The organism is Streptomyces sp. WAC05292, from assembly GCF_003949955.1.
Classification (GTDB): Bacteria; Actinomycetota; Actinomycetes; order Streptomycetales; family Streptomycetaceae; genus Streptomyces; species Streptomyces globosus.
The window spans coordinates 38482-54714 of record NZ_RPSE01000005.1 but is presented as its reverse complement, the minus strand read 5'-3'; the positions used below and the strand labels follow the sequence as shown (position 1 = coordinate 54714).

At 71.5% G+C, this 16233-nt stretch carries 16 protein-coding genes; 14 read left to right on the top strand and 2 right to left on the bottom strand.

Translation table 11 applies throughout. The annotated features are described in order from the left end of the window. The first annotated feature begins 131 nt into the window (after positions 1-131). The gene (locus EF903_RS01440; RefSeq protein ID WP_125540763.1) at positions 132-824 is read left to right on the top strand and encodes a demethylmenaquinone methyltransferase; all 693 of its coding nucleotides are present in this window, start codon (positions 132-134) and stop codon (positions 822-824) included. Between the two features lie 34 nt (positions 825-858). Beyond that, the gene (locus tag EF903_RS01435) at positions 859-1770 is read left to right on the top strand and encodes a glutaminase (protein ID WP_125540767.1); all 912 of its coding nucleotides are present in this window, start codon (positions 859-861) and stop codon (positions 1768-1770) included. A gap of 16 nt (positions 1771-1786) precedes the next feature. On the opposite strand, the gene EF903_RS01430 is transcribed toward EF903_RS01435, so the two are convergent. Beyond that, positions 1787-2338, bottom strand: coding sequence for a GNAT family N-acetyltransferase (locus EF903_RS01430; protein WP_125540762.1), 552 nt, complete (start codon positions 2336-2338; stop codon positions 1787-1789). Between the two features lie 96 nt (positions 2339-2434). Between EF903_RS01430 and EF903_RS01425 the strand changes: the two genes are divergently transcribed. After that, positions 2435-3718 (top strand): geranylgeranyl reductase family protein, encoded by a 1284-nt coding sequence (locus tag EF903_RS01425; protein WP_125540761.1) that lies wholly within the window; start codon positions 2435-2437, stop codon positions 3716-3718. A gap of 304 nt (positions 3719-4022) precedes the next feature. On the opposite strand, the gene EF903_RS01420 is transcribed toward EF903_RS01425, so the two are convergent. Continuing rightward, positions 4023-4844 carry a C40 family peptidase gene (locus tag EF903_RS01420; protein WP_125540760.1) on the bottom strand — a complete coding sequence of 274 codons (822 nt, stop codon included), beginning with the start codon at positions 4842-4844 and terminating at the stop codon, positions 4023-4025. A gap of 773 nt (positions 4845-5617) precedes the next feature. Here EF903_RS01420 and EF903_RS01415 point away from each other — a divergent pair. Genes EF903_RS01415 through nuoK form a run of 11 tightly spaced genes read left to right on the top strand, consistent with a single transcriptional unit; the run spans position 5618 to position 16232 of the window. Further along, on the top strand, positions 5618-5977 hold the full coding sequence (locus tag EF903_RS01415) for an NADH-quinone oxidoreductase subunit A (protein WP_114053663.1): 360 nt from the start codon (positions 5618-5620) through the stop codon (positions 5975-5977). A 14-nt stretch (positions 5978-5991) separates the two neighbouring features. After that, on the top strand, positions 5992-6546 hold the full coding sequence (locus EF903_RS01410) for an NADH-quinone oxidoreductase subunit B family protein (protein WP_114053664.1): 555 nt from the start codon (positions 5992-5994) through the stop codon (positions 6544-6546). Continuing rightward, the gene (locus EF903_RS01405) at positions 6543-7238 is read left to right on the top strand and encodes an NADH-quinone oxidoreductase subunit C (protein ID WP_260614695.1); all 696 of its coding nucleotides are present in this window, start codon (positions 6543-6545) and stop codon (positions 7236-7238) included. Before EF903_RS01410 ends, EF903_RS01405 begins: the two co-directional genes overlap by 4 nt. Beyond that, the gene (locus EF903_RS01400; protein WP_125540759.1) at positions 7238-8563 is read left to right on the top strand and encodes an NADH-quinone oxidoreductase subunit D; all 1326 of its coding nucleotides are present in this window, start codon (positions 7238-7240) and stop codon (positions 8561-8563) included. Before EF903_RS01405 ends, EF903_RS01400 begins: the two co-directional genes overlap by 1 nt. Next, entirely contained in the window at positions 8560-9318 is a 759-nt protein-coding gene (gene nuoE / locus EF903_RS01395; RefSeq protein WP_125540758.1) for an NADH-quinone oxidoreductase subunit NuoE, read from the top strand. Before EF903_RS01400 ends, nuoE begins: the two co-directional genes overlap by 4 nt. Further along, positions 9318-10667: an NADH-quinone oxidoreductase subunit NuoF gene (nuoF, locus tag EF903_RS01390; protein WP_125540757.1), complete on the top strand. Its 1350-nt coding sequence runs from the start codon at positions 9318-9320 to the stop codon at positions 10665-10667. The genes nuoE and nuoF overlap by 1 nt, the downstream gene beginning before the upstream one ends. Further along, the gene (locus EF903_RS01385; protein WP_125540756.1) at positions 10664-13171 is read left to right on the top strand and encodes an NADH-quinone oxidoreductase subunit G; all 2508 of its coding nucleotides are present in this window, start codon (positions 10664-10666) and stop codon (positions 13169-13171) included. Before nuoF ends, EF903_RS01385 begins: the two co-directional genes overlap by 4 nt. Further along, on the top strand, positions 13168-14538 hold the full coding sequence (gene nuoH / locus EF903_RS01380; RefSeq protein ID WP_125540755.1) for an NADH-quinone oxidoreductase subunit NuoH: 1371 nt from the start codon (positions 13168-13170) through the stop codon (positions 14536-14538). The genes EF903_RS01385 and nuoH overlap by 4 nt, the downstream gene beginning before the upstream one ends. After that, entirely contained in the window at positions 14531-15127 is a 597-nt protein-coding gene (nuoI, locus tag EF903_RS01375) for an NADH-quinone oxidoreductase subunit NuoI (protein WP_125540754.1), read from the top strand. The genes nuoH and nuoI overlap by 8 nt, the downstream gene beginning before the upstream one ends. Further along, on the top strand, positions 15124-15936 hold the full coding sequence (locus EF903_RS01370; RefSeq protein ID WP_125540753.1) for an NADH-quinone oxidoreductase subunit J: 813 nt from the start codon (positions 15124-15126) through the stop codon (positions 15934-15936). Before nuoI ends, EF903_RS01370 begins: the two co-directional genes overlap by 4 nt. Further along, positions 15933-16232: an NADH-quinone oxidoreductase subunit NuoK gene (nuoK, locus tag EF903_RS01365; protein ID WP_125540752.1), complete on the top strand. Its 300-nt coding sequence runs from the start codon at positions 15933-15935 to the stop codon at positions 16230-16232. Before EF903_RS01370 ends, nuoK begins: the two co-directional genes overlap by 4 nt. Position 16233 lies beyond the last annotated feature (1 nt).

Genomic DNA, 16233 nt, shown 5'->3' with positions numbered 1-16233 from the left:
TGGGCCCCTCAGATGGTCCGGAGTACGTACTCCCCCATCCTCTCAGGCCGCCCGCCCCCGCCGCGGCGGGGGCGGGCGGCCTGAGAGGATGGGGGAGTACGTACTCCGGACCATCTGAGGGGCCCACGCCAGTGACCCGCGCATCCCTGGACAAGCAGCCGCACGAAGTCGCCTCCATGTTCGACGGGGTGGCGGCGAACTACGACCTCACCAACGACGTGCTCTCCCTCGGACAGGCCCGCCTCTGGCGCAGGGAGGTCGCCCGGGCGGTCGCCGCCCGCCCCGGCCAGAAGGTGCTCGACCTCGCCGCCGGCACCGCGACGTCCTCCCTGCCGTTCGCCGCGACCGGTGCGTACGTCGTCCCCTGCGACTTCTCCCTCGGCATGCTCCGCGAGGGCAAGAAGCGCCACGCCTGGCTGCCGCTGACCGCCGGCGACGCGACCCGGCTGCCCTTCGCCGACGGCGTCTTCGACACCGTGACGATTTCCTTCGGGCTGCGCAACGTCCAGGACACCGAGGGCGCGCTCCGTGAGATGCACCGGGTGACCAAGCGCGGCGGGCAGGTCGTCATCTGCGAGTTCTCCCAGCCGACGTGGGCGCCCTTCCGCACCGTGTACACGGAGTACCTGATGCGCGCGCTGCCGCCGGTGGCGCGGGCCGTGTCCTCCAACCCCGACGCGTACGTGTACCTCGCCGAGTCGATCCGCGAGTGGCCGGGGCAGCCCGAGCTGGCGGCGCTGCTGCAGAAGGCAGGCTGGTCCCGGGTGGCCTGGCGCAACCTCAGCGGCGGCATCGTCGCCCTGCACCGCGGCTTCAAGGCCTGAGCCGGCGGTGGCGGCGGCGGTGGACACCGGAGCCCTGGACCTCGCGGGACTGCTGGAGCGGATCGCGGCGGACGTCGCCCCGCTGATCGGCAGCGGCACCCCCGCCGAGTACATCCCGGCCCTCGCCGAGGTGGACCCGCGCCACTTCGGCATGGCGGTCGCCGACCTCGACGGGAACGTCCACGGGGTGGGGGACTGGCGGGTGCCGTTCTCCGCCCAGTCGATCACCAAGGTGTTCGCGCTGGCCCTGGCGCTGGCCGAGGGAGGCGACAGCCTCTGGCGTCGGGTCGGGCGGGAGCCGTCGGGCAACCCGTTCAACTCGCTGGTGCAGCTGGAGCACGAGAACGGCATCCCCCGCAATCCGTTCATCAACGCGGGCGCCCTCGTCGTCACCGACCGGCTCCAGACCCTGACCGGCGACGCCAGCAGCGAACTGCTGGAGTTCCTCCGCGCGGAGAGCGGCAATCCGGACGTCTCCTTCGACGCCGAGGTGGCCGCCTCCGAGCACGAGCACGGCGACCGCAACGCCGCGCTGGCCCACTTCATGGCCTCGTACGGGAACATCGACAACCCGGTGCCCGCCCTGCTCGACCACTACTTCTGGCAGTGCTCCATCGCGATGAGCTGCGCGGACCTGGCCCGCGCGGGCCTGTTCCTGGCCCGGCACGGGCTGCGTGCCGACGGCTCGCGGCTGCTGACCCGCAGCGAGGCCAAGCAGGTCAACGCAGTGATGCTGACCTGCGGGACGTACGACGCGGCCGGGGAGTTCGCCTACCGGGTGGGCCTGCCCGGCAAGAGCGGGGTGGGCGGCGGGATCGTCGCGGTCGTCCCCGGCCGGTGCGCGCTCGCCGTGTGGAGCCCCGGCCTGGACAGCCGGGGCAACTCGGTGGCGGGCGTGGCCGCGCTCGACCGGTTCACGACCCTGACCGGACTGTCCGTCTTCTGACCGTCCGGCGGCCGGCTCACAGGGCGAGGGCGTACCGGCGGCCGGTGCGGCGGCCTCCGGGGAGGGGGAAGACCTCCTCCAGGGTCATGCCGAGGCGTTCGGCGACCGCCGCCGAGCGGGTGTTCGCGTCGTCGACCATGGCGACGACGCGGGGGACGCCGGCCGCGCGGACCCGCTCCAGGGTGGTCAGCGCGGCGGCGTACGCGTAGCCCCTGCCCCACGCGGGGCGGGCGAGGCGCCAGCCGATCTCGATCTCGCCGACCGGCCCCCACGCCTTGCCCTCGGGCCACGGCTGGGCGCCGGTGAAGCCGATGACCTGGCCGTCCGCGTCGAGCAGGGTCCACAGGCAGTAGCCGAGCCGGGCGTCGTGCATCCGCTGCCGGGCGGTGATCTCCTCGTACGCGGACAGCTCGGCGGGCCCGCCGAGGAACTCCATGACGTCGGGGTCGGCGAAGACGCGGTGCCAGGCGTGGGCGTCCTCGTCGGTGGGCACGCGCAGCCGGACCGCCGGGAGCGGCCGGGCGGCCGCCGGGAGCGGCGTGGTCGGCGTGGTCGGCGAGCTTGTCATCGGGTAACCCTTCGGATTCACGATCTCTCTCGCTGCATAGACTGCACATGTCCTGTGCCCATGGGCACCCCTTATCGAGCCTTCGGGAGACCCGCAGTGACCGAGCCCCTCTCCGAGCACTCCGCGGACGTGATCGTCGTCGGGGCCGGGCCCGCCGGCTCGACGACCGCCTACTACCTCGCCAAGGCCGGACTCGACGTCCTGCTGCTGGAGAAGACGGCGTTCCCGCGCGAGAAGGTCTGCGGGGACGGCCTGACCCCGCGCGCCACCAAGCAGCTGGTCGCGATGGGCATCGACATCTCCGAAGAGGCCGGCTGGCTGCGCAACAAGGGCCTGCGGATCATCGGCGGCGGGCAGCGGCTCCAGCTGGACTGGCCGGAACTCGCCTCCTTCCCCGACTACGGCCTCGTCCGCAAGCGCGACGACTTCGACGAGACCCTCGCCCGGCAGGCGCAGAAGGCGGGCGCCCGCCTGTACGAGCGCTGCAACGTGGGGGAGCCGGTCCGCGACCCGCGCACCGGCCACATCACGGGCGTGCAGGCCAAGCTCGGCGAGGAGAAGACGCCGGTCACCTTCCACGCGCCGCTCGTGGTCGCCGCGGACGGCAACTCCTCCCGCCTGTCGCTGGCGATGGGCCTGCACCGGCGCGAGGACCGCCCGATGGGCGTCGCGGTGCGCACCTACTTCACCTCGCCGCGGCACGACGACGACTACCTGGAGTCCTGGCTGGAGCTGTGGGACCGGCGCGGCCCGCAGGACCGGCTGCTGCCCGGCTACGGCTGGATCTTCGGCATGGGCGACGGCACCTCCAATGTCGGCCTCGGCATCCTCAACTCCTCCTCCGCCTTCCGGGAGCTGGACTGGCGCGAGGTCCTCAAGGCGTGGTGCGCGTCCATGCCGGAGGACTGGGGCTACACCCCGGAGAACATGACGCAGCCGATCCGCGGGGCGGCCCTGCCGATGGCGTTCAACCGGCAGCCGCACTACACCAAGGGCCTGCTGCTCGTCGGCGACGCGGGCGGACTCGTCAACCCGTTCAACGGCGAGGGCATCGCCTACGCGATGGAGTCCGGGAAGATCGCGGCGGACGTCGTGGTGCAGGCGGCGGCGCGGGCGACGCCGCTCCAGCGGGAGCGGGCGCTGCACCAGTACCCGAAGGTGCTGAAGGAGACCTACGGCGGCTACTACTCGCTGGGCCGCGCCTTCGTGAAGCTGATCGGCAACCCGGCTGTCATGAAGGTCGCCGCGCAGCGCGGCCTGACCCACCCGGTGCTGATGCGGTTCACGCTGAAGATGCTGGCCAACCTGACCGACCCGACGGGCGGCGACGCGATGGACCGCATCATCAACGGCCTGTCGAAGGTGGCCCCGAAGGCCTGACGCCGTCCCCGGAGCGGGCCGTGGCGGGGAGTTCCCCGCCGCGGCCCGCTCCGGCGTCCGGCGGAGGCCCGCGTTCCGACCTGCGGGCCGGCGGGAGTCCGGGCGGGCCCGGGAAGGGGCCTGGGCGGCCCTGTGGCGGCCTTCCGCGACCACCGGGGCCTGCGGGGCGGGGGTGGCGCCGCGAACGCGCGTACGGGCACGCCGAAGGGCCGGCACTCCTTCCCCGAGCGGGGGAGTGCCGGCTCTTCGCCGTACGGGGTGCCGACCGCGGTGCGCGGTGCGGCGGGTGACGGGGTGTCGGGCGTCAGAGGACGCGGACGGCGCCCGTCGGACGGTCGTAGCTCAGGCTGCGCTCGACGATGCCGGTGCTGGGGTTCTGCGCACCGACGAACTTGCCGCCGCCGACGTACAGCGCGACGTGGTAGGCGCTGCCCTTGGAGCCCCAGTACAGGATGTCGCCCGGCTGGAGGGCGCTCAGCGACACCGAGGTGCCGTACGAGGACTGCGCCTGCGAGGTGCGCGGCAGGGAGACGTTGGCCTGCCGGTACGCGGCCTGGACCAGGCCGGAGCAGTCGAACGCGGAAGGACCGGTGGCGCCCATGACGTAGGCCTTGCCGACCTGCGCGCGGGCGAAGCTGATGATGGCCGCGGCGGAGCCCTTCGGGGCGGTCACGGTGCCCACGCCCTGGCCGCTGTCGGCGGTGGCGGCGGCGGAGGTGCTCTTGAGCGCGGTGCGCTCGGCGTTGCGGGTGGCGCGCTCGGCTTCGGCCTTGCGGTCCGCCTCCTCCTTCGCCTTCTTCTCCGCGGCCTCCTTGGCCTTCTTCGCCTCGGCGGCGGCGCCGGTGCGGGCGTTCTCCTCCTGGGCGTTCAGCTCGCCGTCGACGGCGGCCGCCTGCGTGTTCTCGGCGGCGGTGGCGACGGCGGTGGAGACCTCGGAGGCCAGGTCCATGTCGAGGACCGGCATCTCCAGCGTCTCGGTCACCGGCTCGGCGGCGGGGGACGCGCTCGCCGTGCCGGCCATCGCCAGCGTGCTGAGGACGCCACCGGCAACTCCGGCGCGCACCGCGAGCTTCGAGGCGCTGCGACGGGGCTTCCGGTGGCTGGGTATGTGAGCGGTGTGGGACATGAGGACAACCGCTATCAGGGGGCCCGGTATCCCTTCAAGAAACGTGGTGTGCGCCACAGTTGCGCCTGGAGGGGCTCGAACCGGGCGCGGCACGCGTCTTATTGACGCCGTAACGGACAAATCAGACAGGCCTTCACAAGGCTGTGATCAAGGCGTTTCAGCAATAAGTCCGAATTGATCCAGGGCCTACCATCCCGATGCACCGTTGGCCAAGCCCGGCTTCGGAACGCCTGATTCTGGTGTGACACAGCTCACACCGAAATCGCGCCGAGAGGTGCCCGTGGCCTGTCCGTGACCCGAAATCGGCGGAGGGGAGGCCGAAAGATCGTCCGCGGGCGGCCGGCCGGCACCCCGGGGGCTCGTGAACAGATGCACGCGTCCACTCCCGTCCCCGGTCCGTCCCCCGGTCGAGCGAAGCGGATCCCTTTACCACGCATGATGAGATCCGGCCAAATTTGCCTGCACACCTCATCATTTGATAGGGCAACCCCGCTTCTACCTGGGGTAACACATCCGGATGTCACGGTTGGTGATCAACTGGCTGCTTCGCGTACGAAGATCACCCCTCATCGGGGTTCATGATCGTTCATCAGGTGGTGGAGATCACAAACTCTGTCCTGTCACCCGTGTCGCAGATCACAGATCGGCGGGCATAGGATGCGCACCAGCCCGGCTTGTGAACTGCCTCACATGCACAAGATCCCCGAGGGGCGGGGCACCAGGCGCCGGCGCAGCGGTCCAACGGTCAGAGACGACTGGAAGGAGCGAGGAGCGTGAATGCCTACGCGCCCATCCTCGTGCTCGGCGCCCTAGGCGCAGGGTTTGCGATCTTCTCCGTGGTCATGGCCACGCTGATCGGCCCGAAACGGTACAACCGCGCCAAGCTGGAGGCGTACGAGTGCGGCATCGAGCCGACTCCCACGCCCGCAGGCGGCGGTCGCTTCCCGATCAAGTACTACCTGACGGCGATGCTCTTCATCGTCTTCGACATCGAAGTTGTCTTCCTCTACCCCTGGGCCGTCACCTTCGACGCCCTGGGGATCTTCGGGCTCGTCGAGATGCTGCTCTTCGTGCTCACCGTCTTCGTCGCCTACGCCTACGTCTGGCGCCGCGGCGGCCTGGAATGGGACTGAGGGGCTGAATTCCCATGGGACTGGAAGAAAAGCTGCCGAGCGGCTTCCTGCTGACCACCGTCGAACAGGCCGCGGGATGGGTGCGCAAGGCCTCCGTCTTCCCCGCGACCTTCGGCCTGGCCTGCTGCGCCATCGAGATGATGACCACCGGAGCCGGCCGCTACGACCTCGCGCGCTTCGGCATGGAGGTCTTCCGCGGCTCGCCGCGCCAGGCCGACCTGATGATCGTCGCAGGGCGGGTCAGCCAGAAGATGGCGCCGGTGCTGCGGCAGGTCTACGACCAGATGCCCGCTCCCAAGTGGGTCATCTCCATGGGCGTCTGCGCATCGTCGGGCGGCATGTTCAACAACTACGCGATCGTGCAGGGCGTCGACCACATCGTCCCGGTGGACATCTACCTCCCCGGCTGCCCGCCCCGCCCCGAGATGCTGGTGGACGCGATCCTCAAGCTCCACCAGAAGATCCAGAGCTCCAAGCTCGGCGTGAACCGGGAAGAGGCGGCCCGCGAGGCGGAGGCCGCGGCCCTGAAGGCCCTGCCCACCATCGAGATGAAGGGGCTGCTCCGGTGAGCGACACCACCCCCGGCACCACCCCGGGCGACGACGGCGCCGAACATGCCCTTGCGGACGCCGATCACCTCGGGGCCGGCGGCGACACCAGCGGCTACGGCGGCCTGGTGCGCACCGTCGCCCTGCCCGGCCCGAGCCACCGCCCCTACGGCTCCTACTTCGACGAGGTCGCCGACGAGCTGGAAGGCGCCCTGGAGGAACAGGGGCTCCTGCCCGCCAACGCCATCGAGAAGACGGTCGTCGACCGCGGCGAGCTCACCTTCCACATCGCCCGCGAGCACCTCGTCCGGGTGGCGTCCACCCTCCGCGACGACCCCGCCCTGCGCTTCGAACTCTGCACCGGGGTCAGCGGCGTGCACTACCCCGGCGACCGCGGCCGCGAACTGCACGCCGTCTACCACCTGCGCTCGATCACCCACGGCCGCACCGTGCGGCTGGAGGTCTGCGCCCCGGACGCCGACCCGCACATCCCCTCGCTGGTCTCCGTCTACCCGACCAACGACTGGCACGAGCGCGAGGCCTACGACTTCTTCGGGCTCGTCTTCGACGGCCACCCGGCCCTCACGCGGATCATGATGCCGGACGACTGGCAGGGCTTCCCGCAGCGCAAGGACTACCCCCTCGGCGGCATCCCCGTCGAGTACAAGGGCGCCCAGATCCCGGCTCCCGACCAGCGGAGGTCGTACAGCTGATGTCCACGAACCACCACGCGGCGTCCCGCGAGACCACCGAGGGCACCGTCTACACCGTCACCGGCGGCGACTGGGACGAGGTCGTCCGCTCCGCGGCCAAGGCCGACGACGAGCGCATCGTCGTCAACATGGGCCCCCAGCACCCCTCCACCCACGGCGTGCTGCGGCTCATCCTGGAGATCGACGGCGAGACGGTCACCGAGGCCCGCTGCGGCATCGGCTACCTGCACACCGGCATCGAGAAGAACCTCGAATTCCGGAACTGGACGCAGGGCACCACCTTCGTGACGCGCATGGACTACCTCACGCCCTTCTTCAACGAGACGGCGTACTGCCTCGGCGTCGAGAAGCTCCTCGGCATCACCGACCAGGTCCCCGACCGCGCCACCGTCATCCGCGTCCTGCTGATGGAGCTCAACCGGCTCTCCTCGCACCTGGTGTGCATCGCCACCGGCGGCATGGAGCTGGGCGCCACCACGATCATGATCTACGGCTTCCGCGACCGCGAGCTGATCCTCGACATCTTCGAGCTGATCACCGGCCTGCGCATGAACCACGCGTTCATCCGCCCCGGCGGCCTCGCCCAGGACCTGCCCCCCGGCGCGGTCGACCAGCTCCGCGACTTCCTGAAGACCATGAAGAAGAACCTGCCGGAGTACGACAAGCTCGCCACCGGCAACCCCATCTTCAAGGCCCGCATGCAGGACGTCGGCTACCTCGACCTCACCGGCTGCATGGCCCTCGGCGCCACCGGCCCCATCCTCCGCTCCGCCGGCCTGCCGCACGACCTGCGCAAGGCCGACCCCTACTGCGGCTACGAGACCTACGAGTTCGACGTCCCCACCACGGAGACGTGCGACTCGTACGGGCGGTTCCTTATCCGCCTGGAGGAGATGCGCCAGTCCCTGCGGATCATCGAGCAGTGCCTGGACCGGCTGGAGCCCGGCCCCGTGATGGTCGCCGACAAGAAGATCGCCTGGCCGGCGCAGCTCGCCCTCGGCCCCGACGGCCTCGGCAACTCCCTCGACCACATCAAGAACATCATGGGCACCTCCATGGAAGCCCTCATCCACCACTTCAAGCTGGTGACCGAGGGCTTCCGCGTCCCGGCGGGCCAGGCCTACGCCGCCGTCGAGTCCCCCAAGGGCGAACTCGGCGCCCACGTCGTCTCCGACGGCGGAACCCGCCCCTACCGGGTCCACTTCCGCGACCCGTCCTTCACCAACCTCCAGGCCATGGCGGCGATGTGCGAGGGCGGCCAGGTCGCCGACGTCATCGTCGCCGTCGCCTCCATCGACCCCGTGATGGGAGGCGTCGACCGATGACAGCCAGCCCCGCCCGTCGAGAGGTGAGCCTGGGCATGCCCCAGCCGCCCGCCCCCGACTACCCGGCCGAGGTGCGCGAGCGGCTCGCCGCGGACGCCGCGGAGATCGTCGCCCGCTACCCCGACAGCCGCTCCGCCCTCCTGCCGCTGCTCCACCTCACCCAGTCCGAGGAGGGTTACGTCTCCCGCACCGGCATCCGGTTCTGCGCCGAGACCCTCGGCCTGACCACCGCCGAGGTCACCGCCGTCGCCACCTTCTACACGATGTACCGGCGCAGGCCGTCGGGCGACTACCAGGTCGGCGTCTGCACCAACACCCTGTGCGCGGTCATGGGCGGAGACGCCATCTTCGAGGAGCTCCAGGAGCACCTCGGCGTCGGCAACAACGGGACGACCCCCGACGGCAAGGTCACCCTCGAACACATCGAGTGCAACGCGGCCTGCGACTACGCGCCCGTCGTGATGGTGAACTGGGAGTTCTTCGACAACCAGACGCCCGAGTCCGCCAAGGCCCTCGTCGACGACCTCCGCGCCGGCCGCCCCGTCGAGCCGACCCGGGGCGCGCCGCTGTGCACTTACAAGGAGACCGCCCGGATCCTCGCCGGCTTCCCCGACGAGAGGCCCGGCGCGGTGGAGGCGAGCGGCGGCGCCGGACCCGCCTCCCTGATCGGACTGCGCATCGCGCGCGGCGAAGCCCCGCACCAGGGGCGCATCGTGCACCCGCGGGCCGCTGCGACCGGCGAGGAGGGGGAGTGATGACGGTGGCGACCGCCATGCACGAGAACGGAACGAGCCCGGAGAAGCTGCTGGCCCCCGTCCTGTCGGCGTTCTGGGACGAGCCGCAGTCGTGGACGCTGGAGACCTACCGGCGCCACGACGGCTACGAGGGGCTGCGCAAGGCCCTCGCCATGACCCCCGACGAGGTCATCGCCTACGTGAAGGACTCCGGGCTGCGCGGCCGCGGCGGCGCCGGCTTCCCCACCGGGATGAAGTGGCAGTTCATCCCGCAGGGCGACGGCAAGCCGCACTACCTCGTCGTGAACGCAGACGAGTCCGAGCCGGGCACCTGCAAGGACATCCCGCTCCTCTTCGCCAATCCGCACTCCCTCATCGAGGGCATGGTCATCGCCTGCTACGCGATCCGCTCCGAGCACGCGTTCATCTACCTGCGCGGCGAGGTCGTGCCCGTCCTGCGCCGCCTGCACGAGGCGGTCCGCGAGGCGTACGAGGCGGGCTACCTCGGCAAGGACGTCCTCGGCAGCGGGATGGACCTCGACATCACCGTCCACGCCGGGGCGGGCGCCTACATCTGCGGCGAGGAGACGGCGCTGCTGGACTCCCTCGAAGGCCGCCGCGGCCAGCCCCGCCTGCGGCCGCCCTTCCCCGCCGTCGAAGGCCTCTACGCCTGCCCCACCGTGGTGAACAACGTCGAGTCCATCGCCTCGGTTCCCGCGATCCTGAACCGGGGCAAGGACTGGTTCAAGGCGATGGGCACCGAGAAGTCCCCCGGCTTCACCCTCTACTCGCTGTCCGGGCACGTCGCCGGCCCCGGACAGTACGAGGCGCCGCTCGGGATCACCCTGCGCCAGCTCCTCGACATGAGCGGCGGGATGCGCCCCGGCCACCGGCTGAAGTTCTGGACCCCCGGCGGCTCCTCCACCCCGATGTTCACCGACGAGCACCTCGACGTCCCCCTCGACTACGAGGGCGTCGGCGCGGCCGGCTCGATGCTCGGCACCAAGGCGCTCCAGTGCTTCGACGAGACGACCTGCGTGGTGCGCGCCGTGACCCGGTGGACCGAGTTCTACGCCCACGAGTCGTGCGGCAAGTGCACCCCCTGCCGGGAGGGCACCTACTGGCTGGTCCAGCTGCTGCGCGACATCGAGGCCGGCAAGGGCGCCATGGCCGACCTCGACAAGCTCCAGGACATCGCCGACAACATCAACGGCAAGTCGTTCTGCGCGCTCGGCGACGGCGCCGCCAGCCCGATCTTCTCCTCGCTGAAGTACTTCCGCGACGAGTACGAGCAGCACGTCACGGGCAAGGGCTGCCCCTTCGACCCCAGGAAGTCGGTCCTCTGGGCCGACACGGAGGTGAACGCATGACCGTCACCACGAATGCCCCCACCGGTGGCGGAGGGGCCGCCGTGCCCCCGGAGGACCTGGTCTCGCTGACCATCGACGGCGTCGAGCTGTCGGTGCCCAAGGGGACCCTCGTCATCCGCGCCGCCGAGCAGATCGGGGTGGAGATCCCCCGCTTCTGCGACCACCCCCTGCTCGACCCGGTCGGCGCCTGCCGGCAGTGCATCGTCGAGGTGGAGGGCCAGCGCAAGCCGATGGCGTCCTGCACCATCACCTGCACCGACGGGATGGTCGTCCGGACACAGCTGACCTCCCCCGTCGCGGAGAAGGCCCAGCGCGGGGTGATGGAGCTGCTGCTCATCAACCACCCGCTGGACTGCCCGGTCTGCGACAAGGGCGGCGAGTGCCCGCTGCAGAACCAGGCGATGTCGCACGGCAACGCCGACTCCCGCTTCGAGGGCCGCAAGCGCACCTACGAGAAGCCGGTGCCGATCTCCACGCAGGTCCTCCTCGACCGGGAGCGGTGCGTGCTGTGCGCCCGCTGCACCCGCTTCTCCACGCAGGTCGCCGGCGACCCGATGATCGAGCTGCTGGAGCGGGGCGCGCTCCAGCAGGTCGGCACCGGCGAGGGCGACCCCTTCGAGTCGTACTTCTCCGGGAACACCATCCAGATCTGCCCGGTCGGCGCCCTCACCTCGGCCGCGTACCGGTTCCGCTCCCGCCCCTTCGACCTCGTCTCCTCCCCGAGCGTGTGCGAGCACTGCGCGGGCGGCTGCGCGACCCGGACCGACCACCGGCGCGGCAAGGTGATGCGCCGCATGGCCGCCGAGGACCCCGAGGTCAACGAGGAGTGGATCTGCGACAAGGGCCGCTTCGCGTTCCGGTACGCGCAGCGCCCCGACCGGCTGACCACGCCGCTGGTCCGGGGCGCCAACGGGGTCCTGGAGCCGGCGAGCTGGCCCGAGGCGCTCGGCGCCGCGGCCGCCGGGCTGGCCGCGGCGCGCGGCCGCGCCGGCGTCCTGACCGGCGGGCGGCTGACCGTCGAGGACGCCTACGCGTACGCCAAGTTCGCGCGGGTCGTCCTCGACACCAACGACATCGACTTCCGGGCCCGCGTGCACAGCGCGGAGGAGGCCGAATTCCTGGCCGCGGAGGTCGCGGGCCGCGGCGTCGACCTCGACGGGCAGGGCGTTTCGTACGCCGGTCTGGAGGCGGCGCCGGCGGTGCTGCTCGTCGGCATCGAGGCGGAGGAGGAGGCCCCCGGCGTCTTCCTGCGGCTGCGCAAGGCCTTCCGCAAGCGCCGCCAGCGGACCTTCGCCCTGGCCCCGTTCGCCACGCGCGGCCTGGCCAAGACGGGCGGCACCCTGCTGGCCGCCGCACCGGGCACCGAGCCCGAGTGGCTGGACGCGCTCGCCTCCCGCACCGGCCTGGAGCAGGGCGGCGAGGCCGCCGCCGAAGCACTGCGCGAGCCCGGCGCGGTCATCGTCGTCGGGGAGCGCCTCGGGGGCGTGCCCGGCGGGCTGACCGCCGCGGTCCGGGCGGCCGCCGCTACCGGGGCCCGGCTGGTGTGGATCCCGCGGCGGGCCGGGGAGCGCGCCGCGATCGAGGCGGGCGCCCTGCCGTCGCTGCTGCCCGGCGGCCGCCCGGCCACCGACCCGCGGGCCCGCGAGGAGGTCGCGGCCGCCTGGGGGCTGGAGGAACTCCCGCACCGCTACGGCCGCGACACCGGGCAGATCGTCGAGGCCGCGGCCGCCGGCGAGCTGACCGCGCTGCTCGTCGCGGGCGTGGAGGTCGCCGACCTGCCCGACCCGGAGCGGGCGCGGACCGCGCTGCGGGAGGCGTTCACGGTCTCCCTGGAGCTGCGGCCCGGCGAGGTCACCGACCACGCCGACGTGGTCCTGCCCGTCGCGGCCGTCGCCGAGAAGACGGGCACCTTCGTCAACTGGGAGGGCCGCGTGCGGCCGTTCGAGGCCGCGCTCAAGCCCGACCAGATGACCCGCCCGCTCGCCCCGGCCGACTCCCGCGTCCTGCACATGCTCGCCGACGCCGCCGACCGGCCGCTGGGCCTGCCCGACGTGCACGCCGTACGCCGGGAGATCGACCGGCTCGGCCGGTGGGCCGGCGAGCGCCCCGCGGCCCAGCCCGGCTCACCGGCGGCGCTGCCCCGGCCCGCGGCCGGGGAGGCGGTCCTCGCCGGACACCGGCTGCTCCTCGACCTCGGCCGGCTCCAGGAGGGCGACGACGCCCTGGCCGGCACCCGGCACGAGGCGAGCGCCCGGCTCTCCGCGGCCACCGCGGCCGAGACGGGCGTCAAGGACGGCGACCTGCTCGCGGTGACCGGCCCGTCCGGCACGGTCGCACTCCCGCTGAGGATCACCGAGATGCCCGACCGGGTGGTCTGGCTCCCGCTGAACTCCACCGGCTCCGGGGTCCGCGCCGACACCGGCGCCCTGCCGGGCACCCTCGTACGGATCGGCCCGGCGACCCCGGCCGGCGCCGGCGGCACCACTGCGGAGGTGGGAGCGTGAACGCGGTACTGCTCGCTGCCGAGGACCTGTCCCTGTTCGGCAGGGACCCCTGGTGGCTGGTCCTCGTCAAGGCGGTGTTCTGCTTCGCCTTCCTGATGGTGACCGTCCTGTTCTCCATCGTCTGGGAGCGCAAGGTCGTCGCCTGGATGCAGCTGCGCATCGGCCCCAACCGGCACGGCCCCTGGGGGATGCTCCAGTCGCTCGCCGACGGCGTGAAGCTGATGCTGAAGGAGGACATCGTCGTCAAGCGCGCCGACAAGGTCGTCTACGTGCTGGCGCCGATCGTCGCGGCGATCCCCGCGTTCATGGCGATCGCGGTGATCCCGTTCGGGCCCGCCGGCAACGAGGTGTCGATCTTCGGGCAGCGCACCACGATGCAGCTGACCGACCTGCCGATCGCCATGCTGTACATCCTCGCGGTCGCCTCCGTCGGCATCTACGGCATCGTGCTCGCCGGCTGGTCGTCGGGCTCGACGTACCCGCTGCTCGGCGGCCTGCGCTCCTGCGCCCAGATGATCAGCTACGAGATCGCGATGGGTGCGGCGTTCGCCTCGGTGTTCCTCTACTCCGGGTCGATGTCCACCTCGGCGATCGTGGAGGCGCAGGCGGACCGCTGGTTCATCGTGCTGCTGCCGGTGTCGTTCATCATCTACGTGGTGACGATGGTCGGCGAGACCAACCGGGCGCCGTTCGACATGCCGGAGTCCGAGGGCGACCTCGTCGGCGGCTTCAACACCGAGTACTCGTCCATCAAGTTCGCGATGTTCATGCTGGCCGAGTACGTCAACATGGTCACCGTCTCGGCCGTCTCGGTCACCCTGTTCCTGGGCGGCTGGCGGGCCCCCTACCCGGTCAGCAGCTTCTGGGAGGGCGCCAACCACGGCTGGTGGCCGCTGCTCTGGTTCGTGGTCAAGGTGCAGCTGCTGCTGTTCTTCTTCATCTGGCTGCGCGGCACCCTGCCCCGCGTCCGCTACGACCAGCTGATGAAGCTCGGCTGGAAGGTCCTCATCCCCGTCTCGCTGCTGTGGCTGATGCTCGTCGCGACCGTGCGGGCACTGCGGAACGAGGCGTACGACTTCTCCCAGATCGTCCTGTACGTCGGCGGCGCGGTCGTCGCGGTCCTGCTGCTGTCCTTCGTCGCGGACTTCTTCCGCGACCGGCGGGAGAAGGCCGCCGGGGCCGCGGAGGCCGGCGCCCCCGGGGCCGAGCCGTTCGACCCGCTCGCCGGCGGGTTCCCCGTACCGCCCAAGCCCGGCCAGCACCTGGCCCCCGTACCGCGCCGGCGGCCCCGCCGGGAGCGCGAACTGATCGCCAGCGGCGGGGCGAACAACGACAGCGACCGAGAGGAGGGTGCGGAGAATGCCTGACGAACAGTGGCAGAACCCGGTGGCCGGCTTCGGCGTGACCTTCAAGGCCATGTTCAAGAAGCGCCTCACCGAGCAGTACCCCGAGCAGCAGAAGACGACCGCACCGCGTTTCCACGGACGGCACCAGCTCAACCGGCACCCGGACGGCCTGGAGAAGTGCATCGGGTGCGAGCTGTGCGCGTGGGCCTGCCCCGCGGACGCCATCTACGTGGAGGGCGCGGACAACACGGAGGAGGAGCGCTACTCCCCGGGCGAGCGCTACGGCCGCGTCTACCAGATCAACTACGCCCGCTGCATCCTGTGCGGGCTGTGCATCGAGGCGTGCCCGACGCGGGCGCTGACCATGACGAACGAGTTCGAACTGGCCGACGCCAGCCGCGAGTCGCTCATCTACACCAAGGAGGAGCTGCTCGCCGGGCTGACCGAGGGCATGGTCGAGGCGCCCCACGCGATGTACCCGGGCACGGACGAGCAGGACTACTACCGCGGGCAGGTGACGGGGGCGGCCCCCGGCACCGAGCGGCAGCCGGCCGTCTCCAAGGGCGAGGCCCCGCAGGACCGGGGCACCGCCGAGGGGGTGGGGGCATGAGCGCGGTCGCCGCCGCGGCATCGGCCACCTCCACGGGCGAGGCCGTCCAGTTCTGGATCCTCGGCACGGTCGCCGTGATCGGCGCGCTGGCGACGATCCTGATGAAGAAGGCCGTGCACAGCGCGCTGAGCCTCGCCGGGACGATGATCGTCCTGGCGGTGTTCTACCTCGCCAACGGGGCGTACTTCCTGGGCGTCGTCCAGGTGATCGTCTACACCGGCGCGATCATGATGCTGTTCCTCTTCGTGGTCATGCTGGTCGGCGTCACCGCCGCCGACTCCCTGAAGGAGACCCTCAAGGGCCAGCGCTGGCTCGCCGCCCTGTGCGGGCTGGGCTTCGGCATCCTGCTCATCGCGGGCATCGGCAACGCCTCCCTGCAGCAGTTTAACGGGCTGGGCCGGGCCAACTCGGCCGGGCACGTGGAGGGCCTCGCCCAGCTGATCTTCACCCGTTACGTCTTCGCCTTCGAGGTCACCGGCGCGCTGCTGATCACCGCCGCCGTCGGTGCGATGGTGCTCACCCACCGCGAGCGCACCGAGCGGGCCGCGACGCAGCGCGAGCTGTCCGAGCGGCGCGTCCGCGAGGGCGTCCAGCTCCCGCCGCTGCCCGCGCCCGGCGTGTACGCCCGGCACAACGCGGTCGACGTGCCCGGCCTGCTGCCGGACGGCACCCCCTCGGAGCTGACCGTCAGCAAGACGCTCCGCGCCCGCGGCCAGGTCCGCGACGTCTCGGGCGAGGCGCTCGCCGACCTCAAGGCGCTGGAGCGGCGCTCGGCGGAGCGGCTCGGCCGTGAGGAGGCCTCGAAGTGAACCCGGTCAACTACCTCTACCTCGCGGCCCTGCTGTTCACCATCGGCGCCGTGGGCGTGCTGATCCGGCGCAACACGATCGTGCTGTTCATGTGCGTGGAGCTGATGCTCAACGCCTGCAACCTGGCGTTCGTCGCGTTCTCCCGGATGCACGGCAACCTCGACGGCCAGATCATCGCGTTCTTCACGATGGTCGTCGCCGCCGCCGAGGTCGTGGTGGGCCTCGCGATCATCGTGTCGCTGTTCCGTACCCGCCACTCGGCCTCGGTCGACGACGCCAGCCTGATGAAGCTGTAAG

Bases quoted from the DNA above. Each gene is read 5' to 3' on its own strand.
- nuoI (WP_125540754.1), top strand. From the start codon at position 14,531: ATGCCTGACGAACAGTGGCAGAACCCGGTGGCCGGCTTCGGCGTGACC.
- EF903_RS01410 (WP_114053664.1), top strand. From the start codon at position 5,992: ATGGGACTGGAAGAAAAGCTGCCGAGCGGCTTCCTGCTGACCACCGTC.
- nuoF (WP_125540757.1), top strand. From the start codon at position 9,318: ATGACGGTGGCGACCGCCATGCACGAGAACGGAACGAGCCCGGAGAAG.
- nuoE (WP_125540758.1), top strand. From the start codon at position 8,560: ATGACAGCCAGCCCCGCCCGTCGAGAGGTGAGCCTGGGCATGCCCCAG.
- EF903_RS01385 (WP_125540756.1), top strand. From the start codon at position 10,664: ATGACCGTCACCACGAATGCCCCCACCGGTGGCGGAGGGGCCGCCGTG.
- EF903_RS01370 (WP_125540753.1), top strand. From the start codon at position 15,124: ATGAGCGCGGTCGCCGCCGCGGCATCGGCCACCTCCACGGGCGAGGCC.
- EF903_RS01400 (WP_125540759.1), top strand. From the start codon at position 7,238: ATGTCCACGAACCACCACGCGGCGTCCCGCGAGACCACCGAGGGCACC.
- EF903_RS01420 (WP_125540760.1), bottom strand. From the start codon at position 4,844: ATGTCCCACACCGCTCACATACCCAGCCACCGGAAGCCCCGTCGCAGC.
- EF903_RS01430 (WP_125540762.1), bottom strand. From the start codon at position 2,338: ATGACAAGCTCGCCGACCACGCCGACCACGCCGCTCCCGGCGGCCGCC.